General features: G+C 49.3%; 26 protein-coding genes and 1 pseudogene. 10 read left to right on the top strand and 17 right to left on the bottom strand.

The window, feature by feature from the left end; all coding sequences use genetic code 11:
• A pseudogene (locus BUC26_RS23955) lies at positions 1–193 on the top strand (hypothetical protein); the annotation flags it as partial.
• Between the two features lie 196 nt (positions 194–389).
• On the opposite strand, the gene BUC26_RS20845 reads toward BUC26_RS23955, so the two are convergent.
• The 3 genes from BUC26_RS20845 to BUC26_RS20855 are packed head-to-tail and all read right to left on the bottom strand — an operon-like array spanning position 390 to position 2482.
• Entirely contained in the window at positions 390–731 is a 342-nt protein-coding gene (locus BUC26_RS20845) for a hypothetical protein (RefSeq protein ID WP_073379169.1), read from the bottom strand.
• 39 nt (positions 732–770) lie between these two features.
• The gene (locus tag BUC26_RS20850; RefSeq protein ID WP_073379171.1) at positions 771–1907 is read right to left on the bottom strand and encodes a tyrosine-type recombinase/integrase; all 1137 of its coding nucleotides are present in this window, start codon (positions 1905–1907) and stop codon (positions 771–773) included.
• 11 nt (positions 1908–1918) lie between these two features.
• Positions 1919–2482, bottom strand: a complete 564-nt coding sequence (locus BUC26_RS20855) for a hypothetical protein (protein WP_073379172.1) — start codon at positions 2480–2482, stop codon at positions 1919–1921.
• 146 nt (positions 2483–2628) lie between these two features.
• Here BUC26_RS20855 and BUC26_RS20860 point away from each other — a divergent pair, with 146 nt between their 5' ends.
• A complete protein-coding gene (locus BUC26_RS20860; RefSeq protein ID WP_073379173.1) occupies positions 2629–2871 on the top strand; it encodes a helix-turn-helix domain-containing protein in 243 nt (80 codons plus the stop codon).
• A 35-nt stretch (positions 2872–2906) separates the two neighbouring features.
• Positions 2907–3542, top strand: coding sequence for a hypothetical protein (locus tag BUC26_RS23225; protein ID WP_143166114.1), 636 nt, complete (start codon positions 2907–2909; stop codon positions 3540–3542).
• Between the two features lie 19 nt (positions 3543–3561).
• Here the strand turns inward: BUC26_RS23225 and BUC26_RS24280 are convergent, their stop codons facing one another.
• Positions 3562–3759, bottom strand: a complete 198-nt coding sequence (locus BUC26_RS24280; RefSeq protein WP_244155922.1) for a hypothetical protein — start codon at positions 3757–3759, stop codon at positions 3562–3564.
• On the opposite strand from BUC26_RS24280, the gene BUC26_RS24585 reads away from it, so the two are divergent.
• From BUC26_RS24585 to BUC26_RS20890, 6 genes are all read left to right on the top strand, one after another.
• The gene (locus BUC26_RS24585; RefSeq protein ID WP_425267088.1) at positions 3664–4062 is read left to right on the top strand and encodes a helix-turn-helix domain-containing protein; all 399 of its coding nucleotides are present in this window, start codon (positions 3664–3666) and stop codon (positions 4060–4062) included. The two genes, BUC26_RS24280 and BUC26_RS24585, sit on opposite strands and share 96 nt — an antisense overlap.
• Positions 4063–4075: 13 nt before the next feature.
• The gene (locus BUC26_RS20870; RefSeq protein ID WP_073379176.1) at positions 4076–5200 is read left to right on the top strand and encodes a tyrosine-type recombinase/integrase; all 1125 of its coding nucleotides are present in this window, start codon (positions 4076–4078) and stop codon (positions 5198–5200) included.
• A gap of 106 nt (positions 5201–5306) precedes the next feature.
• Positions 5307–7385, top strand: coding sequence for a type I restriction-modification system subunit M (locus tag BUC26_RS20875; RefSeq protein WP_073379177.1), 2079 nt, complete (start codon positions 5307–5309; stop codon positions 7383–7385).
• Complete coding sequence (locus BUC26_RS20880) at positions 7382–8668, top strand: restriction endonuclease subunit S (RefSeq protein ID WP_084540817.1); 1287 nt, start codon at positions 7382–7384, stop codon at positions 8666–8668. The genes BUC26_RS20875 and BUC26_RS20880 overlap by 4 nt, the downstream gene beginning before the upstream one ends.
• A 13-nt stretch (positions 8669–8681) precedes the next feature.
• A complete protein-coding gene (locus tag BUC26_RS20885; RefSeq protein WP_073379179.1) occupies positions 8682–11927 on the top strand; it encodes a type I restriction endonuclease subunit R in 3246 nt (1081 codons plus the stop codon).
• A gap of 172 nt (positions 11928–12099) precedes the next feature.
• Positions 12100–13077 carry a hypothetical protein gene (locus tag BUC26_RS20890; RefSeq protein ID WP_143166115.1) on the top strand — a complete coding sequence of 326 codons (978 nt, stop codon included), beginning with the start codon at positions 12100–12102 and terminating at the stop codon, positions 13075–13077.
• 774 nt (positions 13078–13851) lie between these two features.
• On the opposite strand, the gene BUC26_RS20895 is transcribed toward BUC26_RS20890, so the two are convergent.
• The 8 genes from BUC26_RS20895 to BUC26_RS20925 form a co-directional block, all read right to left on the bottom strand.
• Entirely contained in the window at positions 13852–14058 is a 207-nt protein-coding gene (locus tag BUC26_RS20895; protein ID WP_073379182.1) for a hypothetical protein, read from the bottom strand.
• A 348-nt stretch (positions 14059–14406) separates the two neighbouring features.
• The gene (locus BUC26_RS20900; RefSeq protein WP_073379183.1) at positions 14407–15171 is read right to left on the bottom strand and encodes an NYN domain-containing protein; all 765 of its coding nucleotides are present in this window, start codon (positions 15169–15171) and stop codon (positions 14407–14409) included.
• Positions 15171–15344, bottom strand: coding sequence for a hypothetical protein (locus BUC26_RS23670; protein WP_161949913.1), 174 nt, complete (start codon positions 15342–15344; stop codon positions 15171–15173). The genes BUC26_RS20900 and BUC26_RS23670 overlap by 1 nt, the downstream gene beginning before the upstream one ends.
• A gap of 65 nt (positions 15345–15409) precedes the next feature.
• A complete protein-coding gene (locus tag BUC26_RS20905; RefSeq protein WP_073379184.1) occupies positions 15410–16441 on the bottom strand; it encodes a phosphoadenosine phosphosulfate reductase domain-containing protein in 1032 nt (343 codons plus the stop codon).
• Between the two features lies 1 nt (position 16442).
• Positions 16443–17105, bottom strand: coding sequence for a hypothetical protein (locus BUC26_RS20910; protein WP_073379186.1), 663 nt, complete (start codon positions 17103–17105; stop codon positions 16443–16445).
• An 83-nt stretch (positions 17106–17188) separates the two neighbouring features.
• Positions 17189–18247, bottom strand: a complete 1059-nt coding sequence (locus tag BUC26_RS20915; RefSeq protein ID WP_073379187.1) for a tyrosine-type recombinase/integrase — start codon at positions 18245–18247, stop codon at positions 17189–17191.
• Positions 18248–18381: 134 nt separating this feature from the next.
• Positions 18382–19668, bottom strand: coding sequence for a hypothetical protein (locus tag BUC26_RS20920; protein ID WP_073379189.1), 1287 nt, complete (start codon positions 19666–19668; stop codon positions 18382–18384).
• A gap of 89 nt (positions 19669–19757) precedes the next feature.
• A complete protein-coding gene (locus BUC26_RS20925; protein ID WP_073379190.1) occupies positions 19758–20015 on the bottom strand; it encodes a ribbon-helix-helix protein, CopG family in 258 nt (85 codons plus the stop codon).
• A 963-nt stretch (positions 20016–20978) separates the two neighbouring features.
• Here BUC26_RS20925 and BUC26_RS20935 point away from each other — a divergent pair.
• Entirely contained in the window at positions 20979–21989 is a 1011-nt protein-coding gene (locus BUC26_RS20935; protein ID WP_073379193.1) for a methyltransferase, read from the top strand.
• Between the two features lie 170 nt (positions 21990–22159).
• Here the strand turns inward: BUC26_RS20935 and BUC26_RS23960 are convergent, their stop codons facing one another.
• From BUC26_RS23960 to BUC26_RS23490, 5 genes are all read right to left on the bottom strand, one after another.
• The gene (locus BUC26_RS23960) at positions 22160–23284 is read right to left on the bottom strand and encodes a hypothetical protein (protein ID WP_208609854.1); all 1125 of its coding nucleotides are present in this window, start codon (positions 23282–23284) and stop codon (positions 22160–22162) included.
• Positions 23281–24402 carry a tetratricopeptide repeat protein gene (locus BUC26_RS20945; protein WP_073379194.1) on the bottom strand — a complete coding sequence of 374 codons (1122 nt, stop codon included), beginning with the start codon at positions 24400–24402 and terminating at the stop codon, positions 23281–23283. Before BUC26_RS20945 ends, BUC26_RS23960 begins: the two co-directional genes overlap by 4 nt.
• Complete coding sequence (locus tag BUC26_RS20950) at positions 24395–24943, bottom strand: RNA polymerase sigma factor (protein ID WP_073379196.1); 549 nt, start codon at positions 24941–24943, stop codon at positions 24395–24397. The genes BUC26_RS20945 and BUC26_RS20950 overlap by 8 nt, the downstream gene beginning before the upstream one ends.
• Positions 24944–25176: 233 nt before the next feature.
• Entirely contained in the window at positions 25177–26187 is a 1011-nt protein-coding gene (locus tag BUC26_RS20955) for a tetratricopeptide repeat protein (protein ID WP_073379197.1), read from the bottom strand.
• Positions 26188–26366: 179 nt separating this feature from the next.
• Positions 26367–26522, bottom strand: coding sequence for a hypothetical protein (locus tag BUC26_RS23490; RefSeq protein ID WP_153307098.1), 156 nt, complete (start codon positions 26520–26522; stop codon positions 26367–26369).
• Between the last annotated feature and the right edge of the window lie 38 nt (positions 26523–26560).

The following is a 26560-nucleotide window of genomic DNA, read 5'->3' on the forward strand; positions in this document are numbered from 1 at the left end:
GCAACTGCTCAATGGCGGCGCTGATATCGTTACGATCCAGGAGTTGCTGGGCCACTCAGAAATAGAACTGACCATGCGCTACAGCCGACTGTCTAACCTAAAAACCCAGCATGATTACTACCGGGTTATGGAACGGCTGGAGACACAAAACGACGATACTCTGGCCGCAGAGGTTCCGCCCATCAGGAACTAGTTCCTGATGGGCCTCTGGTCAGAAAGACCTTGACGCGAGGACCAAAAGAGCACAATATATGAGCAACTAACACATCTATATCAATAGAAAAAACAGGATATGTTACGTATAGTTCCTGTACATGTTGAGATAAAAGGATCTGAATCGACTGTCAGATCGAATCAGGTCAGGGGTGCCCGGTATGTAAGGTCGGATTTCAATCCTTACATTTTATGTCTCGCCGGATGTGAGGTGAAGTGGGTTCTTTTCCCCAATAAGCCAACTCATCCGCGAAACATGCAAATACCACCTCTATAATGTCGGAGACGGAATCTATCTCAAAAGTTATAACATTCTCGAAAAGGTCAGCACTCATTTCAGAATCGATGAACCGTTTGCTAGAAAAAACAAACTCACCTCTTTGTTTTATATACAATAAATGTTGGCATGCTTGTGTATCGGGTTCCTGATATTTAGCATTGATATCAAATTCTGGTTTGCCGCAAAAAGGGCAGCAAATTGGCCAAGTATACCAGTTTTTTAATTGGATTTTATTCATGTCATTTCCTGAGAATAGATCTTGATCCCTTAGGAAGAGTCATACGGTCCTGTACCGTTGTTCCAACCTATTCATCGCAGATTCAATGTGTTTGCTGTTCTGGTGGCTATATCTCACCACCATATCAAATGACTTATGCCCGGATATCCTTTGCACGGTCGGCAGGTCGACCCCGGCCTGAACAAGATGGGTGATAGCGGTATGGCGCAAGGTGTGGCGGACAACCTCCTTTTCGTCAAGCCCGGCCTCTTTAACTACCCGTCGAAAAGGCTTTTCGATTGAGACAGCATGCCCGGTGCGAGATGATGGAGAAGGGAAGAGCCATTCCTGGCCCGGTTCCGCAGCCTGCAGGTATCCGCTAAGGAAATCGGCCAGCCTCTTCGTTATTGGCTGTTCCCTAGCTCCTCCTTTTGCCTGGGGAATGTAAATAACCCTTCGAGCAGTGTCGATGTGCTCAAGTCGGATGGAGAGAATCTCCATTTTCCGCATGGAGGTTTCCAGGCCGATGACGATGAATGGGTAAATGTACTCATTCTGGTCCTGCTTGGCGGTTTCCAAAAGTCGTTCTATCTGTTCCGGGGTCAGGTAAACGATACGCCCCTTGTCTTCCTTAAACTTTTTCATAACGAACGGCTTGTGGTCGATCCAGTTCCATTCGATGGCTTTGGTGTAGAGGTGAGATAAGGCTGAAAGTTCTCGATTGATCGTGCCTGGTTTCGCGCCCTCTTCTTGGCGGAATTTTTTGTAGCGATCGATATCGAAGGATGTGATCTTCCCAATGGGTTTGTCCTTGAAGAAGGGTTTCAGGTGACCATCAAAGCGGAACCGCTTCATGTAGAGATCCTTGCCGTTTCCATTCTCCAGTCTGGTAATATATTGGTCGGCTGCTTCCCGGAAGCCAAGGATAACCTTTCTCCCCTTCGGCAAGTTGAGTCGTCCTTTGCGGGCATCGGTACGGGCTTGCTCAATGAAATCTTCCGCCTGTTTTCTGGTGACGCCTTCGGATTCCTTGCCGATTACCCGGTGAACCCTGATACCATCGACCATGATGTTGACCGTGTATCGACCATCACCATTCGCCAGCCGTTCAAATGATATACCGTGTTCCTGGAACTTGTCGCCGGGCTGTGCTTTGCGGATATTGGTTCGGGTCAGTTTTTGGAATTTAAGAGCCATGTCCTAACCTCCTAAAAGGGAATGTCTTCGTCAGGTCCAGGAAACGGCGGTGGTTCAGGAGAAGGATCTTCTGGTTCGGATTCGATCCAGGTTGGCAATACTGAATTTTCCTTCTCGCCATCAGCAACAGCGCAGAATTTATCCCAGTATTCTCGAAGCCTTTTATATATAAGGGAGTCCTCACTAACTTGCCACTTCCACTTGCCGGCAACATATCTACCTTTCCATAAATACCCATTCTCACGAATGAGCTTCCATCTAATTTGTTCATCATGCGTCAATAGTTCCGGGTAGCGCAGAGCGAGCATAGCGAATCTGTCAGGTTCATCGACGTCCCACAACCTGTCACCTTCATCATGCACCGTGCAACCATGATCATTATTGTACCCAGAACCCTCAGCAAGATAGACATTCTTCAAGCTCTCCTGGACAGCCCATTCAATGTAACTTGATAAGGTTCTGCGCTGCTTGAGTGCGGCAAGTTCTGCTAGATAACGCAACTTTGGATCAAGCCTTACCGTGACGACCTGTGAGCGGTTCAGGCTGCCTCCTGCACCTTTCTTTTTTGCTGCCATAATTGAGTCCTCCTCGTCGTAAGTTCTAAGTTGTTCTAGATTACTCTATCATGACGTGTAATGCTTTACAATACATTTCTTTTGTTTTATATAAACAATCACACGTAGTCTAAGTTATGACAAATTCTATTTAAGGAGCTTTACCTATGCAGGTAGCCACAAAAGTTGAGACGGTAGTAGTGAGGATGTACCCGGACGGCAGGATGGACACCCGAAACGCGGCCTTGTACCTGGGTCTCGAAGAAAAGACCCTGGCCATGAAAAGAAGTGACGGCACCGGCCCCCGCTTCATCAAGAGAGGTCGGATTTTTTATTTCAGGGAAGATCTGGACGCTTGGATCAACGAATGCAAAAGGGCAACCAGCACCGCGCAATTACGAGCCGTATAAATATCTCTGCCACCTATCGATAGCTGCTTTTCGGCATGAATAAAAAGATATGGTTCGAGAAAGAACTTCTTCGCTCTTCTGCCTTCAGATCTCTCAGTAAATGGGCCATGCTTGTTTACCTGGACTTCCTCCGCAAGAGGCAAATGGAACCGGTGAAACGGGCCAGGCGATCAGACGAGTGGGTGATCAAGAACAATGGCGAAATCGTTTATCCATATTCAGAGGCGGAAAAGAAAGAAATTGGCCGTCGTGAGTTCAGAAACGCCATCGATGAATTGATAGAAAAGGGCTTCCTCGACATCGCCCATCAAGGTTCCGGTGGCCGCTCAGGTGATATGACCAAATATATCCTTGATGACCGCTGGAAGGAACATGGAACCCCGGCATTTCGACCGGCGAGAAATCCTCGCAGAAAAGATACCCGAGGTGGGAGGGGGTGTTCGGCGTTTCATGCCAAACAACAAAAATCTCCGGTAACAAAATCGTTACCCAAAAAGGCTGTTTCGAGTAGCAAAACCGACACTCCAAAGGAGAAATCGCCAACTCTTTCGAGTGACAGATCCGCTACTCCAAAAGAGCGCAAAAAAAAGATAACTAATCATAATGACGGAGAGAATAAGGCCCCAAGCCAATTGTCACTTTGGAGTAACGAATGTGTCACTATTCTATAGTTACCACTCCACGTCATCCTTACAGCAAACCAGAAGGAGGTTCTGAATAATGGGGAAGCGACACCAGAATCATCGCCTGGTTAAAGTTCACCGCAACTATTCTGTGGAAGAGGTGGCGGGGTTGTTCGGCATCCACAAGCACACAGTTCGCCGATGGGTCAAAGAAGGCCTGCCTGTCGTCGACAGCAAGCGGCCGATGCTTATACTCGGCCATCATCTGAAAACCTTTCTCCAGGAGCGGCGGAAGCGGAGTAAGCGCCCATGTCGGCCCGGCCAATTATATTGCGTCCGCTGTCGCTCACCAAAGTATCCGGCTGCTGGCATGGCGGAATATCAGCCAACCTCAGACACCTTGGGTAACCTGGTTGCCATCTGCCCTGACTGTATGGCCATTATGAACCGGCGGATCAGCCAAGATAAAATCAGCTACATCTGTCGCGATATGGCCTTGAGCCTACCGCAACATCTGCGACATCTAATCGAGTGGGCTACCCCCACCGTAAACAGTGACTTCAATTAGGGAGCCGACACCCATGAGAAAACACCATCCAGCAAATGAGCGGGTCAAGCGTCAGTATCTGATGTTCTTACGGGAAGCGAAGCGGCACAGCGAGTCGACCGTTGATGCGGTCGCCAAAGCACTCAGTCGTTTCGAGGAGTATACCAGGTATCGAGATTTCAAAACATTTCGATATGAGCAAGCGATCGCCTTCAAGAAAAACCTTGCTCAACAGAAAGGCCAGCAGTCGGGAGAACGATTGAGTAAAGCAACCTTGCATGCCACCCTGACGCAGTTAAAGCATTTCTTCCAGTGGCTGGCATGGCAACCTGGATACCGATCACGAGTTCAGTATGCCGATGCCGAGTACTTCAACCTGTCCGAAAAGGAGGTAAGGGTTGCAACGGCAAGGCGGGAAAAGAGAGCTCCAACCATCGAACAAATCAAACACGTTATCAAAACGATGCCGGCCGTTACCGATATCGAGCGACGCAACCGTGCCTTGATCGCCTTGACGATCTTGACTGGTGCCCGTGACAGTGCCATTGCTTCCCTGAAGCTCAAGCATATCGACCTTGTCGCAAGCTGTATTTACCAGGATGCGCGGGAGGTGAAAACGAAGTTCAGCAAGACCTTCACCACCTTCTTCTTTCCCGTCGGTGAGGTGTTTCGGTCGATCTTGACGGATTGGATCACCTACCTCAGAGAAGATAAGTTGTGGGGCAACGACGATCCTTTGTTTCCGGCAACAGAGGTCGGTGTTGGCCCTGACTCCCAATTCGCGGTCGTTGGTTTGAAACGGACGCACTGGTCAACTGCAACACCGATTCGCAAGATTTTTCGAGAGGCTTTCGTTAACGCCGGTCTTCCCTATTATAACCCGCACAGTTTCCGAAACACTCTGACCAGGTTCGGACAGGAACTATGCCAGAGTCCTGAACAATTCAAGGCCTGGAGTCAGAATCTCGCCCATGAGAATGTTTTAACTACCTTTCTCAGCTACGGGGAGGTACCCTGCCAGAGGCAAGGGGAGATTATGCTCGCTTTGGAAAATGCACCAGATGATAGAGAAGATGGTGCGAGCGTTATTGCCGAAGCGGTATTCAAAAAATTGCGTGCTCTTAATTCTGAAAAATGGAAAGAGTTTGAAGCCTCATGAATACTGCTCGTCAACCACTTTATTGCTTGTATTGATTGGACTCTTTTCATACCATAGGAACGCGCCTCGCAATTATTGCATTTTTTCAACATCATAGACATATCACGTGAACAGGGACCAACTCAAACAACTCGAAGACGACCTCTGGGCGGTGGCGGACAATCTGCGCGCCAACTCCGATCTCAGCGCCGGAGAATACGGCACTCCGGTGCTCGGCCTGATTTTTCTCAAATTCGCCGATATCAATTACCGCCGCCATGAGCAGGCTATTCTGGCCGAGTATGAGAAACTAAAGGGTACGCGCCGCGAAAAGCCCATTCATGAGATCGCCATGACCACGTGCGGCTTCTATCTGCCCGACCACGCCCGCTACAGCTACCTGCTCAACCTCCCGGAAAGCGAGGACATCGCCAAGGCTTTAGAGACGGCAATGACCGACATCGAGATATACAAGCCGGAGTTGGCCGGCAGTCTGCCCAAGGATGAGTATTACCGGCTCACCCGTACCCAGGAGACGAGGATTCTCCCGTTTGAGTTGCTGCGCCAGTTCGACAATATCCCGGATGACGCCGACGGCGACATCTTCGGTCAGATCTATGAATATTTCCTCGGTAAATTCGCACTGTCCGAAGGCCAGGGAGGCGGCGAGTTCTTCACCCCGCGCTCGGTGGTACGGCTGATGGTGGAGATCATCGAACCTCATGGCGGCACGGTGTTCGATCCTGCTTGCGGCTCGGGCGGTATGTTTGTCCAATCGGCCGGTTTCATCGCGGCCCACCGCGCTGAGCTTCAGAATCAGGGGAAGGACACCAGTGTCTATGTCTACGGCCAGGAGAAACGGAGCGAGACGATCAAGCTGGCACGCATGAATCTGGCGGTGAACGGTCTACGCGGCGATATCCGCCAGGGAATCAGCTACTACGACGACCATTTCGATTCCTTTGGCCGTTTCGACTATGTGCTCGCCAATCCGCCCTTCAACGTCGACAAGGTTTCCCTCTCCTCGGTGGAGAAGGATCGTCGCTTCAACACCTACGGTATCCCACGCAAGAAGACCAAGGCCAAGAAGTCCGAGCAGGGTAAGGAAACCGTGCCCAACGCCAACTACCTGTGGATCAACCTCTTTGCCACCTCGCTCAACGAGACCGGCCGGGCCGCTCTGGTCATGGCCAATTCCGCCTCCGATGCCCGCCACTCCGAGGCCGATATCCGCCAGACCCTGATCGAGAAGAACCTGATTTACGGTATGCTCACCCTGCCGTCGAACATGTTCTACACCGTTACCCTGCCGGCCACCCTCTGGTTCTTCGACCGAGCCAAGACCGATGATCACATCCTTTTCATCGACGCCCGCAACATCTTCACCCAGATTGACCCCTCCCACCGTGAGTTTTCCGAGGAGCAGATCCAGAACATCGCCATCATCAGCCGTTTGCATAGAGGGCAACGTCAGGAGTTCCTGGCCCTGGTTGATTGCTATTTCGCAGCCGGTATGGAGCGGCTGGTCGTCAATAGTGCCCAAGTCGAGCCGGTTGCCGAGTGCCTGCTGGAAGTGCTGGATGATGCCATCGGCAAAAAGGCGACGGAAGACCTGGTCGCCGCCTGGCACGGCCTTGATGGTCTGCGTGAGGAATATGCCTGCTACCAAAAAAAGAACCAAGGCCTGAATACGGTGGAGGAAAAGAATCAGGCGCAACAGCAACTCCGTGCCGTCTTCACTCCCTTTTTTTCCTCCTTGCACACCTGCCTCAAACAGATAGATAAGGCGGTGCGTCAGCATGAGAAAGAGCTGGTGGAGCTGGCTAAGGCGAATGGCAAGCGTCAGAGCGTTAACCGCGCCATCAAGCAATTGAAGGGTGCCCTGGAAGCGCTTCACGGCGAGGTCAAGCAGGCGGAGAGCAGCTTCTGCCACATTGCATGGCTGCAGGAACGCTTTCCTCAAGCTTGCTATGAGGATGTCACTGGGCTGTGTAAGCTGGCCAGCAGGAAAGAGGTGCGGGAGCAGGACTATTCTCTCAATCCGGGCCGTTATGTAGGGGTAGTGATTGAGGAAGATGGAAAGACAGATGAGGAGTTTGTCGGAGATTTAGTAACAATGCAGGAAGAGCTGCTTGCTCTCGATAAACAGTCAGCAGAGCTTGAGCGAGTTATTGCCGCGAACCTGAGGAGTATAATTGGAGAATGAAGCCCTCGGTTGCCATGATAACTGTTGGTCAATTGGCTGATTGGAAAGAAGCAGATATTCAAACCGGCCCGTTTGGTACCCAACTGCAGGCTTCAGAATATGTCGAGTCCGGCATACCCGTTATAAATGTTCGCAATGTTGGGTTCGGCGATGTCCGAGACTCGAATTTGGAGTTTATCACCGAAGCCAAAGCCGATAGACTCAACGTACACCGTCTTAAAAAGGGCGATATTGTTTTTGGCAGAAAAGGTGCGGTGGAAAGACATGCCCTGATATCAGAAAAGCAAGTTGGGTGGGTGCAAGGTTCCGATTGTCTGCGGCTTCGCTTATCAAGCGAGACTATTTGTGGTCGGTATTTCTCGTACTATTTGCGAACTCGAGCTCACCATGATTGGATGCAGGCGATGTGCTCGTTTGGCGCGACCATGGCATCTCTGAATCAAGGCATCGTCAAACGTATTTCCTTGCCCCTTAGAGGGTTGCCCACTCAGAGAAAAATCGCTGCTATCCTGACAGCCTATGATGACTTAATTGAGAACAACAAACGCCGCATTGCACTGCTGGAAAAGACGGTCGAGGAACTCTACCGTGAATGGTTCGTGCGTATGCGCTTCCCTGGTTACCAGAATGTCAAGTTCGTCAAAGGGGTGCCGAAGGCGTGGAGTCGCCTTCCGATTTCTGAGTTGATCAGCTTTTTGAGTAGGGGGGTATCTCCCAAATATTCTGATCGTTCTCAGAAGATTGTCATCAACCAGCGTTGCATCCGAGACGGCACAATAGATTTGAGCAATGCAAAAACACATGAAACAACGATTCCCGGAAAAAAAATATTGAAACGAGGGGACGTGTTAATTAACTCAACAGGAGTTGGTACATTGGGCCGTTCCGCTGTTTTATGGGAGACAACTGAAGACCTAACTTGCGATTCCCATATTACTATTTGCAGGGCGAACCATAAGAAGGTCGTTCCATTATTCCTCGGTTTTTCAATCCAACTTCTACATTCATATTTTGATCAACTTGCCGTGGGTTCTACCGGTCAAACAGAGCTTAACCGCTCGTTTATTGCCATGACCAAAATTTTGGTCCCTGAATTGGAATTACAAAACAAATTCGAGGCGGAAGCCACACCGATAGTGAGCTTGGCTTGTAAGCTAAGGGCTGCCAACCGTGTCCTCACCCAAACCCGAGATCTCCTACTTCCGCGCCTGATTTCGGGGAAACTTTCCGTCGACGACCTCGACATCCAGTTTCCGCCGAGCATGCGCGAGGAGGCCGGCTAAGCAGAGGCTGTCCATGCCCAACTTCATAGCGGAAGACGACATCGAACGGGCAATCCTGCAACGCTTACAGCAGGACTACGGCTACGAGACGCTCAACTGCTCTACCGCCGATCCCGCTGATCTGGCAGACGGTTCCGGGCGTATAGACAAACGCGATGTCATCCTGCTGGACCGGCTACGCGAAACGGTTATCCGCATCAATAACAAGGAAATTCCTCCATCTTCCCTTGACCAGGCCATCAAACATCTCGTCGACAAGCGTCAGACGCTTTCCCCCTTCGCCGCCAACCGTGAGGTGGACGGGCTGATCCGCGACGGTGTGCGGGTCGAGTTCAGAGACAACCAAGGCGAGACCCGCCGGGAACGGGTACGGTTCATTGATTTTGACGAACCTGGCGAAAACCGGTTCCTCGCCGTCAGCCAGATGTGGATTCAATCCAGCGGTGCCGGACCCAAGGCCGGCTACCGCCGGCCCGATGTGCTGCTCTACGTTAACGGATTACCGCTGGTGTTCATCGAGCTGAAAAATGCCACTATCAAGCTGAAAAACGCCTACGACGACAACCTCACCAACTACAAGGCCGACATCCCCCAGTTGTTTCTCTACAACGCCTTGTGTGTCCTCTCCAACGGGATCGAGACCCGGGTCGGTAGCATGACCGCCACCTGGGAGTATTTTTTTCGTTGGCTGCGGCCTGACGACGAAAAGGAGAAGATCCGCCGGGAGCAGATTGCCGCCAGCGGCACCAGCGTCGAACGTTTTCTGGCCGGGCTTTGCCCACAGGGGCGGTTGCTCGACTATATCGAGAATTTCATCGTCTTCCACAAGGACACCAGTAAGATCATCGCCCAGAACCATCAGTTCATCGGCGTCAATCGCGCCTTTGCCAGCTTTCTCCGCCGTGAGGAGTCTGGCGGCAAGCTTGGGGTCTTCTGGCACACACAGGGTTCGGGCAAGAGTTTCTCGATGATCTTTTATGCCCGCAAGATTTTTCGCAAGGTCAGCGGTCACTTCAGTTTTGTGGTGGTCACTGACCGGGATGATCTGGATGGGCAGATCTATCGTAATTTCCTTAACACGAATACCGTCAGCAAGGCAGAAGCGGCCCAGCCGAAGAACAGCGAGCAGATGCGAGCCTTCCTGGGGCAGAAAAAACGGTTGGTCTTCACCCTTATTCAGAAGTTTCGCTGTCCCAAGGGCCAGGTTTACCCGCTGCTTTCCGATCAAAGCGATATCATCGTCATCGTTGATGAGGCCCACCGCACCCAGTACCGGAACTTGGCCGAAAATATGCGGGCCGGTCTGCCCAACGCCCAGTACCTCGCTTTCACCGGGACGCCGCTTCTCGGTCGAACCCGGATGACCAACGAGTGGTTTGGTGACTATGTTTCGGAATACAGCTTCAGCCAGGCCATTGACGACGGCGCCACCTTGCCGCTCTTCTACAACAAGCGCGTGCCCGAGGTGCAGAACCAGAACGACGATCTGAGCGAGGAGTTCTACCAGATCCTGGAGGACGAGAATCTCGACGAGAAGCAACAGATCAAGCTGGAGAGACAGTTTGCCAGCGAACTGGAGGTGATCAAACGCGACGATCGGTTGGAAACCATCTCCAGGGACATCGTCACCCACTTCCCTACACGGGGCTACCTGGGCAAGGGTATGGTCATCGCGGTGGACAAGTTCACTGCAGTGAAGATGTACAACAAGGTACGTCGACTGTGGGATGAGGAAATCAAAGCTCTGCGCGGCAAGATTAAGAAGTCCGGCGACGAGCTGCAGAATACCCGCTGGAAACGTCAGATTGGCTACATGCGGCAGGTGGAAATGGCGGTGGTGGTCAGCGCCGAGAACGGTGAGGAGGAGAAGTTCGACAAGCAGGGACTCGATATCCGGCCGCACCGCAAGCGAATGGAAGCACTTGATGGCAATGGCCATGATCTGGAATACAATTTCAAGGACCCGGCTCACCCGTTGCAGTTGGTGTTCGTCTGCGCCATGTGGCTTACCGGCTTTGACGCACCGACGCTTTCCACCCTCTATCTCGACAAACCACAGAAGGACCACTCCCTCATGCAGACCATTGCCCGCGCCAATCGGGTAAGCGCGCATCTGATCAACGGAGTGGAAAAACGGCACGGAGAGATCGTCGACTATTTCGGGGTGTTCGGCCGCTTGAGAAGGGCACTCAGGGATTACGGGCAGGGCGGAGAAGGCGAGGAGTCGCTGTTGCGGGATAAGGAAGATCTATTACGCCTGCTGTATGACGCCGTCGACCAAGCCTGTGATTTCTGCAAGGACAAAGGAATTGATCTCAGAAGCGTGCTTGAATCACAGGGGGCGTTTCGGACGGTCGACCGATTCATGTCATGGGCAAATACCCTGCTGGGCAAGGATGAATGGCACAAGGGCTTCGGTGTCCATGAGAACGTGGTGACTGGCCTGTTCGAGGCCTGCAAGCCTGAAGTGCTCGGTAATCCGGTGGTACGGATGGTGGCGGTGGTGCAGTATTTGCGCGGGGTGATCGAGAGCATCATCGAGCAACGGGACATCGAGTCGGCACAGCGCCGCATTGGTAAACTGCTCGATGAGAGCCTGGTGGTCGAAGAGGATGGTTTGCCCACGGCCAGTGGCCAGGAAACCTACGTTATTCGGCAGAGGGGGCGACAGTGGGACCTGAGCCGTATCGACTTTGATAAGCTGCGCGAAGAGTTCAAGCAAACGAGTTTTAAGAACATCGAGATAGCCGACCTGCGGGCCTTTCTTGAGAAGAAAATGACCGAGATGCTCGGTAAAAACAGCACCCGCCGTGACTTTGCCGAACGGCTCCAAGAGGTGATCAACCGGTATAATGCCGGTAGTACCTTGGCGGATGCCTGTTACGAGGAGCTGATGCAATTCGCCGCCGGCTTGCAGGAAGAGGAAGATCGGCATATCCGCCGGGGCTTGACCGAGGATGAACTCGAACTCTACGACCTGCTCTGCAAGGAGAAGATGACCAAGGAGGAGGAGCAGAGTGTGCGGTTGGCGGCCAAGGCGCTGTTGAAGCGGTTGACCGAAGAACATCCTAAGGTTCTGGTGCAGGACTGGTACAAGGATAGTAAGACCCGGCTGGTGGTCAAGGATGCAGTGACCCGGGTGCTCGACAATTACTTGCCTCAGGACAGCTATGACCGCATCGTGTTCAATGAGAAGCGGGATAAAGTGTTTGACTTGACCCTGGACCTAGCGATTAATCATCTTAAGTGGGCGGTGTAAACGGAAAGGAACGGGGCTGAGGGGTTTCGTAATAATTTAGTTGGCGGTCATATTCAGGTGGGCCAACTGTGGTCTTGAAAAAAATTGAAGCGTCATTTTTAACAATAATGTACTTTAGACCAACTACTGAAGCCAAAATCCCATATGTTCCTCGACCTTTCTCTTTGTAGTTATGGACGGAGCCTCGATTATACGCATTTACGATTGGGTAGCAAAGGTTGCTCAGCTTAAAGCAGTAAATGTTCCTCATGCCCGGCTGACAGAGCACATTCGTAAATGTGTCTGTAAATTTCAGCTAGATTATACGCTCTTTCAATTTCAGGCAGCAAGGTATCATCGTGATTTCAAAGACGCTTTTTTAAGTAAATCGAGCGAAATAACGGAAAGTTGCAGGTTGCTTGAGGATTTTCTTGATAATGGCCTAAAAACCCTTTGTGGTTATCAAGTAGATTTTATACAAGAATATTTCACAATAGCGCATAGAGGAGTTAGGAAACCAAGAGTAGGCATTCACATGGTGAATGAAGATGATTATATACTGGATATAGTAATGGCTCCACAGAACCAAGATGGTGTTGAAAAGAGCATTGATGACTATTCAATTTTTAAGGATGTAAAAAAATCTGGTACTCCATATCTTGATAACAATATTCCTAGAACAGCAAAAAAAAATACTGAATATGAGAACCCGTCATTAGATATCCAAAAAATACGGCACGAATATAAGTGTAAAATACGCGATTGGAAATGGGCTTCAAGATGGAAAAACAACATACTCCAGAATATCATCAAAGATGACTGTCTAGACTCTGAATGGGCAGCAATGAATATCAAAAAAGGAGATATTGGAAATATTTACAAATCCCATATCGCTGTACCGATTACCTTTATGGATCACGCCATAAAACACAAGCTTGATAAGCGATTGGCCGATGTGCTTCAACTAAAGAACGAAGGGAGATCTATTTTAGGGTTTATCTGTGTGGATCATCCAATGACCTATTACTTTGAAGATAAGGAGGCTGACTCGTACGACAATATTGATATAAATGTAATGTATTTATTTGCTGATATGATATCTCTGATTTTTATCATATCCTTGATGTATAAAGAAGGATCTGATACATATGTAACATACAAAGCAATCTAAAAAAGGAGCATAAAAATGTGGAGTAAATGTAGGATTTCTAGCGGTGGTAGAATGAATAAAACTTCTAATAATAGAGTGGTCAGAATAAAAAAATCTACACTAAAACGTCTCCATAGTATTTCTCGTGAAGATAGTAAGAAAAAATATGAAGAATTGCTTAATCGGACGAACGAAAAGGTGGCGGCATTCTAACTCTTTATTGTTGTGATAATTAATGTAGAGCAAAGGATTATCTGATTAACTCACTCCTTGTGGCATTATTTTGTTTTGTAACTAGAAAAGATAAACTGTTGTATTAGAACAGTATCTGTAACGTCAAGTACCAAACAATTAATTTAATCAATCAACGATCAGAAGCGCAAACAATTTCCCCTTCTTTGACCGTTCCCTTGCTCAAGATGGTAAATGATTGAGCGGAGTCTAGGTGTAAAAGTCAAAGACCTTACCTACGGTTCGCCCTCTCGGCTTGATGAAGTTTCTGCCGCCTTCTTCAGTAGTTTCTCCCGTTGGTGTTTGCCGAGTTCAAACGTCACCATCGGCCTTCGCCCCTGATTACGATATCCCCGGTGTTGCCGTTCGTGGTTATAATGGTGCGGCCAAGTTTCCAGATCCTTCTGCAACACATCAACAGAGTCAATAGCCTTTCTTGCTGAGCGCGATCTGGAAGAACTATTCGAGCATGGTACGATTGAAGCGCTCAACGAAACCGTTGATGCGTGGTGTACCGACCCTGGTAGTTCGATACGCGATGCCATTGAGCTTGAGATAGATCTCTTACAGATGGTTCATTGGGCGCCCTTTGTATTGCGTGCCGTTGTCAGTTAGAACTGCCACGATCACGATATCGTGCGAGCTGTAAAACGGCAGGACCTTGTCGTTGAGAATATCAGCAGCGGTTTCCTGGCGCTTGATGGTATAGAGCTTACCGAAGGCGCTACCCCCGAAGGTATCGACAACGGCCTGAAGATAGAACCAACCCATGTGATGTGTCCTGTGATCAGCTTGCGTATGTGTATTAGTTTTGGAGCTGTCTTTATGTGTAATTCCTGTGTAAATACTCTGAGAAAACATCAGAATTGGGCAGAATACTAGAGATTGATCAGGAAACCGGAAATCTATTATTCTGGCAAAATTTCAAATAATTAAGAGGAAAAGATGGTTTTGCAGAAAAACATCTTTGAATCTTCCTAATCCTGGTGTCGCAAGTTCGATTCTTGCCGGGGGCACCAAACAATTTATCGTTATGTAAGGTATTTTTTGGTTGTAGTTGTTCTGTAATCATTTCTAAAAAAAATCTGTGTGTGATTTTATGTGGGAATTGAGAAATGCTCAGACCCTTTCATCTTTAACGTATACTATATTACTTTTGCCATTGCCCGGATCTCGTTTTTCAATCTTGAATAGTTCCGTGGCCTCTATTAGAGAAGAGAGGGTCGGAAAACCATAAGTTCTAGGATCAAAATCTGGATGTTGACGTTTTATTAGTCCTCCGCAAGAACCTAATAATGACCAACCGTCCTCATCTTCATATTCTCGGATAGCGTTACGCAATAGTGATATCAAGTGAGTATCGCAGCAAAGCTGTTTTTTGGTCCTTTGCAATGCTCCGCAAGCTTCAGCTGTTTTCTCTTCCGGTGTAGGGATTGGCTCATTTTCTTTTTTTTGCAGTACTTCCGTTGAAATGAAATTGTCACAAGCATTCCGAAATGATAACGGGGTCTTTTGCTCTCCAACTCCAATGACAAAAATTTGCGACTCCTTTAAACGTGAAGCAAGTTTGGTAAAGTCACTGTCACTGGTAATTAAGGCAAATGCGTCGAATTTATTGGAGTAGAGCAGGTCCATCGCGTCAATAATCATTGCGGCATCAGACGCATTCTTGCCATAGGTATATGAAAACTGTTGAATTGGGATAATAGCTAATTCATTTAATGGCTTTTTCCAATTTGAAAGCTGAAGACTGCTCCAGTCTCCATATGCTCTTTTGACTACGATATGGCCAAATTTAGATAATTCAGACAATACAGATCCTAACAAATAGTGTTGAGTGTTTTCGGCATCAATTAGTACTGCAATTTTATATGATGTTTTCATTATTTATGTTTTTCCAGATAGATTTCTTGATAATCTTCTATAATCTGAATTTTAAAATCTTTCTTAGATAATTTATCGCTTTCATAAAAACCAGTATGTGAAAATAATTCTTCAAGATACGAGTCCAAATCGGACAGCATTTGCATAAGTTCCATTCTGTAAAGATTGTTCATTTTTGTATCCTCAAATATTGAAAATAAAGTATCATATAGTTCTCTGACCAGGTTTCAACAGAAACTTATTGTTCCCTGTAATTAGGGTTTTTAAGGTCCTCATGCCAGTATTTTTTAATAATGTCGATTTCTTCTTCGCCAATAATTTCATATTCAGTTTCTGATTGGGCTTTAAGCAGTTTATCTAGCATCATTTTTCTAGCTTCAACTGTGAATGGTCCTTTACCAGCAACACCATTTCTTCGAAATTTTGAGCGATATTCGAGTTTATCTCTAATTGAGACAAGCCAATTCCTGTAATTATATAGTGGTTCAAGACTATTGTATCCGTTGTCAATTAGGTTTCTAGTAGCCTTGTCTTTTCTAATGACTGTACAGGTCCAACAACCTAGACGGCCTCCTGATAGAATATCAGTCGAAATAGACTGAAAATCATTATTCGAACTACCCGACAGCATATAAATAAGCTCTAATTCATTTGTGAATAATGATGTGGGTGAATAATTGCTTCTGATAGTTTCCCAAACGTTTTCGACATTATAGTTTATTATTGGAGCAAAAATACGAATTGATGAATATTTGTCTTGCTTTAAAAAATGTCCGTTACCTTGTTCGTTCTTGGTTATGATTTTGTCGCGTTCTAAGCTCTCTCCTTTTCTAACGCCGACTAAAATAATAAATTTATCATTAAGCATAGAGTATTGTATAGGTCTAATTCTCAATCTGTCAGTGCACCATCGAAATTTATTGGTTGGGGTAGGATATCCTCTACCAATCACTTTAGCAAAAAACCTCTCTTCAGTTACTGGTTCGACAATTTCTGTTATTATTGGCAGGCCAGATTCGTTAATCTCTTCATTAAATGATTTAAAGACCTTTTTTACGTAATTGCTTACTACAGGTATTTCAACTCCCGTATCACAATAAACTACTTTTATATGCTTGGTTGGTTTGTTCACACTTAACAGAGCATTGTAAACGAGTTTCAACATAGCAGTAGAGTCTTTTCCTCCACTATAACCTAATGCCCAAGGTGTTTCTCCGTGGACATATTCTCGTTCTATAAGCTCTATCGTCTGGGTATCCAAATTGTTCATATTATAGGTTCTCTAAAGCTTGTTTGATTTGATCATCAACATTTTGTTTAAAGCGCTGCTTGATAACTTCTAATTGACCATTTGAAAGATTGATATGTCTGTAGGTAAGTAGCCAAGAAAAAGCGAGACCTATATAGAATAGGGTGTATAACGTTACTGATATATAGATATAATGATGGTTGCCGGAAAATATAGACAGTAATAAATAAACAAAACCACCAGTGGCACTCAAGATTGTGAAATCGAAACATGTTGTCCAGACAAGTCCATTGAACATAACGTCTTTAGATTTACTTGCTAGAGAATCATCATTTCCGATAAGATGGTAGAAAACGTTCATCAGAGTCCTGTCTTTTTTTATAGTAAACCATTGTTCAGAAGAAATTTCTAAGGAGCACATTCTCATAAGAGAATTTTTTATATTTTCAGTAACTTTATCATTAAATGGTTTCCAAACCAACCAACGTATATTCAGTATATAATATAGTCCACTGAGTAAAACTATTAACACTATATAAATTGAATCTGACCATTTGAGCGCTTGAAAAAGTAGGTGAATATTCAGCAATTCTTGAGCGTTATCTGATAAACTGGGGATTATGTATATAATTATAATTATACCGGGAATTATAAACCGCATTCTTTTTAAATTTTCTTTGTTCATTATTTCACCCCATTTTAGTGACAGATAAATTAACGTATAAAAGAATATGAATAAATTTAAATGCTACACAATGGATATGGTTTCTAATCATTGCATATGATTTTATCTACTTGTAATTTTCTCTTTGCTTGCTGATATTTTTCTATTGCTTCATTTTTTGAGTTACCAATTGAGTGTATGTAGCCTTCGGTAGTTTTGCGGTTTTCATGTCCAAGTATTTCTTGAATATGGGATATTGGGATTCCTATGCTTTCCATGAAACTTGCACCGGCGTGCCTTAATGGATGAAATCGAAAATATCTCACACCGGCTCTTCTACATAGAGATCTCATGAACTTTTTTCTATCCCTGTATGGTCCATTAACTACTTTACGTTGATTACGTGAATAGTATCGATGCCAAAAAACCCACTTCACAGAGATATCTCTTGACTTATACCGCTGCCTGAGTATCTCGAGGAGATCCTCTGTCAACGGTATAAGTCGTGGAGTTTTGGTTCCATGTTTCTTCTTTCTTGTATAGAGCGTTATAGTTTTGGCATCAAAATCAATATCATTCCAAGTCAGATTGTTAATTTCTCTCGATCGAGCAAAGGTGTCTCGAAGACAATACAAGTAATCTTTTTGATCAGGCGCAGCCTCTCGTAACACCTTCTCAATATCACCGAGTGATGGGACATAAACCGGCTGCTTTTCAACTCTAAGTTTGTCAACCCTGGAGGCAGGGTTATCGATGATGTAACCTTTTCGTATTCCCCAGGAAAATAAGGAGCTAAGATACCGTAGTTCTTTGTTCGCGGTTTGATTAGATATTTTACTTCTTTCATCCCTGAGTTTTGTAATTAACCCAATTGTGATTTCTGAGCAAGTCAATCCTGACCAATCCTTAACCCAGCGACGAGCATGATAGAGCGTATCCATATAGTGATCATTAGAGAGCCGCTGTTTGACCTCATCGAGCCTTAGTTCAACTAGATCTAAAAAGGCCATGTCTGTCGATTTTGGCCTTTCCAGGTAGTCTTTCATCCTCTGCTCGGCCTTTTCTGCTTCTCGTTTGGTCTTGAAGAACGCTTGGGTGTACCTCTCGCCCTTCCTCATGAAGTCGAATCTCCACCCTTTCTTCTCCACAAAATAGACGGTCATATAGAATCTCCTTTGGTGGGAAGAAGACCCTCCCACCAATCTTCACCCCATAGAGTTTTTTGTAATTCTTGCTGACCCAGGTCAAGCTTTGGTTGAACATCTTGGCTATGTCAGCAGGCTTTAAGGGCTTTTGGTCAGACATATAACCCTTCTGCTGGATTAATTGTTCCGTATGGTGCAGGGTAGATACCGTACTCTGGGTGGTCAGGTTTCAGCTTATGCAAGGCTGATACTCCCTCGTATATTTTCCGTTGCTTTTTCTCAAATCTTCTGATGAATTCAGGTTCGTTAGACCGATAGAAGCCTACGAGATCCTCTTCGATGATGTGTTTCGTGATGTGAACTATATGGTCGAGATCAGTTGGATGTGCATTGTGAAAGGCAGCTAATGACATCGCCAGCCCAGCGTACTGCTTTCTGAGAGCAATATAATCTTTCTTTGGTCTGGGCCTTTGCCTGGAACAGATTTGCTCTCCTGACCAGTTGACTGCTGAAACCAGATTCCAGAATGCCGAGTTTTGCGATCTTCCTTGGTGGTTCAGTTCAAAGTCTACCTTTTCTGAACTGTGTCTTGCCCATTTGCTGGTACAGTAACGCCAAATTGCGTTCAGTGAGCAATTGAGATTTTCTAACGTATCGACTCCTAAATCAAATTCTTCTGATTCTTTGAAATCTTTCAGGATTTTGCGCCGAATTTGAAATTCTATTCTTGTCACAGGCTTTTCATCGTATTTATCGACACTCCAGAACTCTGAGAAAGTGCTTTGTTTAGAACCAGATTTCGCAATTTCCTCTACCTTGTCGTAGATCCGAAGCATTAATGCATTTTTTCCGATGGATATACCGGTCAACTGCCTGTGCTTCTCGTGTCTTGTGAAATGGGGGGCTTTTGTAATCCAGAAATCTTTCTCACTGATATTTAAGTTGCCTATTGGCGTTCCTACAACGTCTAAAGCTAAATGAACCTCAGAGACGATTTCCTTGATGACAATTCCATCAAGAAGACGGATCCAGGCCAGGAAATCCTGGTAAATCTGGTTATATCCCGGTGTCCAGCAGGATTCTGAACCGATTTCAAGTTTTACGTTTGGAATATTGCTGTCAGAATCTCTGTTGCTGAGAAAAAGACGGAGATCACCGGCCAAAAGGGCAAAGTTAAAAAGCTTCACGCCAGTTCTTTGGACGTTCCAGTTAAAATCTCCCGGGCAGTGATATGGGCGTTCATCAAGAAGTGTGGTTTTCTGAATCGACTCTTTGATCTTTTGTATCTCAGAGAGAAAAGCGTTATCGAGCCATTTTACCCAGAACGAGATCTTAATGGTGTCGATGTTTTTGGCTAGTGTAGGGGGGCATGTTATTCGGGCTTGCCCCCCGGTGTCTTTCAGGTTCTTGACTTTGGTTCGTTTGTTGTCTAGATTCATTTTAAATCCTCACCGTTAGGGTTTGGCCCTGTGATCATCGTCTTTCCGGCAAGAAATATCGGATGATCACGGGGCTTTTGTTTTCAGGGTCACATTAACCCTTCAAGATCTTTTTTTTCCTTCATCTTCTTTGACCAGGACTTGAGGTATTCACCCATATTCCTCATGAGTAAGGAAACCTGGAGTAAGCCAATCTTTTGGCAATCTTCGAGCGTATCGACAGCAATTTCTACGACATTCGCAATCATCTTGGATCTCGGGATGTCGCCCTTCTGAGCCAGTTTATCCAGTCGTTCAAGTAGTTCGACGCTGCAATCAAATGAAACCTTCTTTGTCTCTGGTGCCATCGGTAGCCTCCTGTCGCTATTAGAATACAATGGAATACATACTTGACTAGATAATACCGGCAGACCTTCCGTGTCAAGAAGTTTTTTCGCATTCGATTGAACCGAGCTAGTTATCGGATGTGCCGAGACGATAGCGGATGGCTGGGGGCGATGTCGGGGGGACCTTTTTTGAAGAAGGTCCCTTCCCCCGACACCGCCCTGGAGAAGAAAATAGTTTCCGGTCCTGGGCTGTTGTTGAAGCGGTTTTCGGTGTGGAAAATCGTGTGGAAAAAGCGGCTGGGGTCGGGTGCATTCGCTCTTTCTAGAGCGAATTTCCCCTTTTATGCTGGGTGTCTTTCCTTTTGAATTCAGTTGGTTGCTTGATGGCAGCAGGGTAGGGTAGTGATTCCTAATCCTGGTGTCGCAGGTTCGATTCCTGCCGGGGGCACCAAAAAAAATAAAGGGTTTTGTGGGCGCTGCATCAGTTAGGAAAAGTCATTTATAGTCACGCTTACATCCGTAGTTTTTTTACTTCCGCTTTGACGAAATCCTTTGTCTACCTTTGTGTATATCTGGAGAGTCGTTTTCGGATCCAGGTGGCCAGCTATTTTTTTCCAGCTGCAAGCGATAAGGCTTGCCGCCATTGAAACGTCCGGCAGACACCGACTATGCCGGTATTTTGGAGCCCGGGCAGGGCGACCGCGGTTGCTGCTGATACCATGTTTGAGCACTCTCTTCGATTGGCTATGGCAACAAGGTGGTGTGCCACCCTTGCTGATCCAGGCGCGCATATCTCTGGTTGAGGTTGCCTGCAGTTCTTTCGTCTCTACGTGAAGGGAGAGGCCGTCTGGCGAATACCATCCTGCCAAGTCGTTCTTGTATGCCGTCATGTCCTCAAGTATGCTGTGATTGCAGCTTGATTGAAGGGTGACTTTATTGTGTCTGAAGTGCGATTTTAGCGTGTTGTTCAACAATGGGGTGAAGATGACGGAAAAGTGGGATGTGGGCAGCCTCATCGGAACTTCCAGTGCATACTGGCGTGGTTGTACGCTGCAGGCGGCGGTTCGGCTGGGAATATTTACGGTTTTAGGGGGCCGTTCGTTGTCGGCGCGGGCCGTGGCCGCGGCGATCGGGGCAGACGTGCGTGGGACGGGGTACCTGCTTAACGCCCTGGCCGGAATGGAGTTGCTGTCGAAATGCGGTGATCTGTACCGTAATTCAGAAGTGGCAGCGCGGTTGCTCAATGAGGACGAGCCTGGCTATATAGGTCATATCATTCTGCATCACCACCACTTGGTTGACGGCTGGGCCCAGCTTGACGCGGCCGTGCGCAGTGGCGGCCCGGTTGAGCAGCGTTCTTACGGAGCGGAGACGGAACGGCGAAGTTTTCTGCTCGGCATGTTCAATCTGGCCAGTGGTGCGGCCCCTCTTGTGGTCAAGGCTGTCAGCCTGGCCGGACGGAAACGGCTGCTCGACCTGGGCGGCGGTCCGGGGACCTATGCCATCCATTTCTGCCGGGCTAACCCAGAGCTGCAGGCGGTGGTTTTTGACCGGCCCACCACTGAGTCGTTCATGAAGCGTACGGTTGAATCGTTCGGCCTGAGTCATCGGATCACTTTCGCCGCCGGCGATTTCAACCGGGATTTTCCAGCTGGCGGCCCTTTCGATGTGGCTTGGCTGTCGCATGTCCTGCATTCCAACGGTCCCGAACAGTGCGCGGCGCTGATCCGCAAGACCAGAGAGGCGCTGGTACCGGGCGGCCTGATCCTGATTCATGATTTCGTTCTGGACGATACGATGGATGAGCCTGAATTTGCAGCACTTTTTGCCTTGAACATGCTCATCAATACAACGCATGGCAGGACGTATTCCCGGGCCGAGATCGCTGCCATGCTTGCCTCAGCCGGATTTTCGGCGCCGCACTGTATTGACCCGGGAACGCCGAACCAGTCCCTGGTGTTGGCGGCAACCAGAAACGAGAACCCGGAGGAGTAGGTAGAACGACGGATAAGTAATGAACCGTGATGTAAGAGAGATGAACGTGTACCGGAAGAGGGTGGCCTGTCCTGCGGGCGTGATACCAGCGTTGGAGTGCCTGACGAAGGGTATCGGCTGTGGTGCCGGTACCCTTCGCTGAGATTGGTGATGGCTGGCAACCAACCATCTTAGCGTTTTCCGTTGCCGCCGCCGTTGCCACCGCCGTTGCCGCCGCCGTTGCCGCCGCCGTTGCCACCGCCGTTGCCGCCGCCGTTGCCGCCGCCGTTGCCGCCGCCGTTGCCACCGCCGTTGCCACCGCCGTTGCCGCCGCCGTTACCGCCGCCATTACCACCGCCATTGCCGCCGCCATTGCCGCCGCTGTTACCACCGCCATTGCCACTGCCGTTATCGCCGCCATTGCCGCCGCTGTTACCGCCACTGTTTCCTGAATTACCGAGACCCGGCGAATCTCCGGATGAACCGAGACCGAGTCCGTTTCCTGTGGGACCCTGGCTCTTGCCGAGGGTTCCTGTGGCTGTGCTGTTTCCTCTGCTGGAGTTTTGTTGCCCGGGGGCGCCGGCCAAACCTTTCCCGGGGGCGCCGGCGGACCCAAGTGCTGCTGTGGCGGTATCGCTGGCACGGGACAGGCCGATCCCTGTTTCGGCATGTACGCGGTCTCTCATGGCGACGCCGAGACCTTGACGTCCTGCAGCCTTGGCCGTTCGCTGAGTAACTGCTGCGATCTCTTCAGTGGGTTCGACGGTCCCGATGGTCCCGGCCGGATCCTCCGGCCCATCGATCTGGTCCAGGCCCGCCCGTTTACCGTGACCAAGCCCGAGTACTCCGGGATGAACTCCCAACTCATGGGCGATTTGCCCCCAGCCCATACCGCTTTGTCGCATGGCCTGGACTTCTTCGCCGTAGACACCTGCCAGAGCTCCGATTTGCTCGGCATAGGAGTCGCGCGCCTGACTGAGCGTTTGGGCCGCATTGTCAAGGGCTTCCTGCAGGGCGTCAAGGTCTGCGGGAGTGGCTGGGTTGTTAACTCCGGCCCGATAGGCTTCCTGTGCCTCGTCGAAGGCTTCCCGAGCGGCAGCGATTTCGTCTGCAGCCTGCTGCGTTTCCTCATTGGGCTGCATGGCTGCTGTTTCTGCGAGTTGCGCCGCATGCATGGCCTGGGCGGGGGAACTGAAGGCCGGCTCCTCGACCAGCCCCGGGTCAAGTTGATCGTCAACGGTGTCGGCTCCAGCTGAAAAAGGGCTGAGAAGTGCTGCGCCGAACAGGCAGGTGATAAGTGTTCGCTTTTGTTTCATATCGAAACCTCTTGGTTTTGTTGGTGATCGGAAAAGCCGAAGAGCAACACACCTTCGGCACGTGTTCGGCTCTCAGTGCTGGGCAGCATGATCGTTTCCGGGCTGTCGAACCAGCTGACGGCGATACGGTTTTCCAGCGGGCTACCCGGAGCTTCGGCAATCAGCTGTTTTAACAACAGGGCGCGTTGCCTGGCACGGTCAGTATTTCCGGCGTAAAAAGTGGCGATTGTCAGGGTCAGCTCCTGGTTTTCGGTGAGCAGTGCGGTAAGCATCGCGGCTTCATGACGCAGGTTGGTTAGAGCCGAATCTTCGGCCAGCAACGCCTCAGTATGAATGATGACTCGACGTGGCCCGATCCAGTATGGGCGATAGGAATAGTCGCCGGCACTGTTGAGTCGCTCCACTGCCCGCAGAGCCCTGATGCCGAAACGCTGCCGGTACAGGAAGTTTTTCCAGGCATCAATTTCCTCTTCCTTCCGGTCAAGGAGCCGGTAGATGAGTCCGCTGTTGTACCAGGCTGTGGGCTCGAGGGGGTCGATGGTGAGCGCCTTGCGGTAGGCGTCGAGTGCATCGAGGTAGCTGCCGTTGCTCAGATGGTGATGGCCGAGGTTAATCAATAGCGGCAGCGAATCCGGAGTCGAGCTGAGGCCGCGCAGGTAGCTGGATTGTTCTTGCTCCGGTTGCTTGTTGTGCCAATGGGCTATCCCTTCCCAAAGGGCGAAATCGGGGTTCTCTGGGGCCAGGTTGGCTGCAAGTTGCAGCAGGGTGAGAGCGGCCGCCTGTTTTTCCGCAGCCAATAACTCCCGTCCGACCAGGTAGGCGGCCTCTGCATCCAGCAGCTGCAGCGGATCGGCACCTTCCTGTCGAACCGAGTAACGGCCAAGAACAAAGACGGCAATCAGCAGAATCCCAAAGCAGCCGACGAGAGCCGGACGAAACCTGATACTGATCGGGGCGAGGGTCAGTCGGGCAAGTCGGCGGAAGCGCTGGCTCCGGCGATCGTTTATCCGGGCCATAACCTGCGCGCCGATCCCCAGTGGTGGCGGTTGCATGGGCATTTCGTGCAACCGCTCGATAAGCCGTTGGTGTTCTCGCTCGAACGGGTGTTGACTAGTCATGGCCGAATCCTTCCATAGTGCGCCCGACCAATTCGAGCGAACGCTGCAGGCGCATTTTGACTGCACTCTCCGAGATGTCGAACATATCTGCGAGATCCCGGATCGAGCAGTCATGACGGTAGCGGAGAATGAGCAGTTCCCGGCGATCTTCCGGCAACCGGCTCAGCGCCCGTCCGAGGTCGCCGAGCCGCTCCCGTGTTTCACACTCATGATCGGGACTGCGAGGGCCCTGTGGTTCGTCGGCAGCAAGGATGCCGAACAGACGGCGGTGGTTGTGTCGTTTCCGGTGCCAGTCCCGAGCATGGTTGAGGGCCATTGTATAGATCCAGGGGAAGAAACCTTTCGGCTCCCGGTAGTTTCCGAGGTGCTCATAGGCACGAATGAATAGTTCCTGCGTCATATCGGCAGCCTCTTCGCTGGAACCGCTGAATCGGTACATCAGATTGTAGATCGGGGTTTGATACCGCTCGACCAGCACCGCAAACGAGCCGTTATGCCCGGCACGGACATCGCTGATCAACTGATTGTCGCTCGGCACCATGAAAATGTTCCTTTTACCTGGATAAACGTTTGAGTCGAGCTGTGGTCACAAAAAAAAATCACGGTGGAGCCATTTGCAAAACAATCTTTCGCCCAAACTCTGCGTTATGCTCAAAATTTTATCCTCGGAATATCAATTATATGCCTGTGTTAAAATTTTTCGCATGCCTTGATTCTGAACGAAAATCTAAGTTTTGCAAAAGGCTCGGTGGGCAGGTTTTACGGAACAGCGGTTTAGCTGCCTTCGGTGAGAAAGAAATCAACCGACTCGTCGAGCCTTCGCTTTTTTTGGCCCACGGAGAGCGTTTGCGCCTGGCCGAACCAGCTGACGCCTATTCGCCGGGCGGTCAGGCCGTCGGTGTTGTCGAGCAGAAAACGCTTTATGGCTAATGCCCTGTGGTGGGCCAGATCCTTGTTGTTTTTCAGAAAGACGAGAATTTGCAGCGTGGCCTCGGGGTGATTGCGGGCGATCGTGCCAATCAGTCGCAGCGATTCGTGGCTGTCGGGATGCGGTTCGGCCCTAAAGGGGACGAAGGAAATGGATTCGATGGTTACCGTACGGGCACCAAGTCGATGGTTGCGATAGGTGAAATCATCGAGGGCGTTGAGGTAATCGGTGGCTTGCCGGGCCTTGGCCCCCGAGGGGTGGTAGGCCATGTAGGTGAGCCAGGCTATTTTTTCCTCGGCGCTGCGGCCAAGACGGTTGAGAATCAGGGCGCGATTGTAGAGGGCTGCCGGACTGGCCGGCCATATTTGCAGGGCCCGAGCGTAGAGATCAAGAGCCTCCTGATAGCGATTTGCTGCCAGTCGGCTGTGCCCAAGATAGGTAAGAGCAGAAAGGTGCCGGGGGTCACTGTCCAGTGCGGCCTGGTAACGCCGCTGCTCCTCCTTGGCCTGACCATTCTGGCCGGCGGCCAAACCGGCCCAGAACTGGTAGTCGGCAGTGTCCGGGGCGAGGTCTGCGGCCGAGCGCAACTGGTCATAGGCTTCCCGGACGTTCCCGGCCTGAAGCAGGAATCTGCCGTAATAATAGCGGGCGACAGCGCTGTCCGGGTGTTGGCGCACCTCTTCGCGAAAAGAGGTCAGGCCTCCTTGGTGATTGCCGGTTTGCAGGTAGTAGTCACCCTTTATGGATTGTCCAAGGGTTCGGCCGTAGTCCTGGATAACGCAGCCGCTCGGCAGGAGAGCGACAAACAGCCAGAGTATGGCAAAGATTGCGTGAAAAGAAGAGAAACGGTGCACCATGGTGATACCTTCAATGGAGAGGGAAAGAAACGGTGTTGCTTCTCACAATAAATGAACATCGTTTTCCTGATTATTTTGACAGCGTTGTCTGATTATTTTGCTGCTGCCCCCCCGGCCGGCGTCGCTGAAGCGCCGGCCAAGGGGCAAGCCGAGTACTGATGGGCAGTTCGTTTATCAGATCAGAACGGCACGTCCCGTTCCTGCTCGGGATCTTCGATCAGATGACCATCCTGGTCGGCGGCCATGAGTCGGCACTGATCTCTGACGAGTGCCCCAAGGTATTCGGTCAGTTCGAGTAGTTCGGAGAGGAAGTGGATAGTTTGTTCGGCTTTCATTGGGATGCTCCTTCGGTGAGAGGTGATTAGAAGAGTTC

It is taken from the genome of Desulfofustis glycolicus DSM 9705 (assembly GCF_900130015.1).
Taxonomy (GTDB): domain Bacteria; phylum Desulfobacterota; class Desulfobulbia; order Desulfobulbales; family Desulfocapsaceae; genus Desulfofustis; species Desulfofustis glycolicus.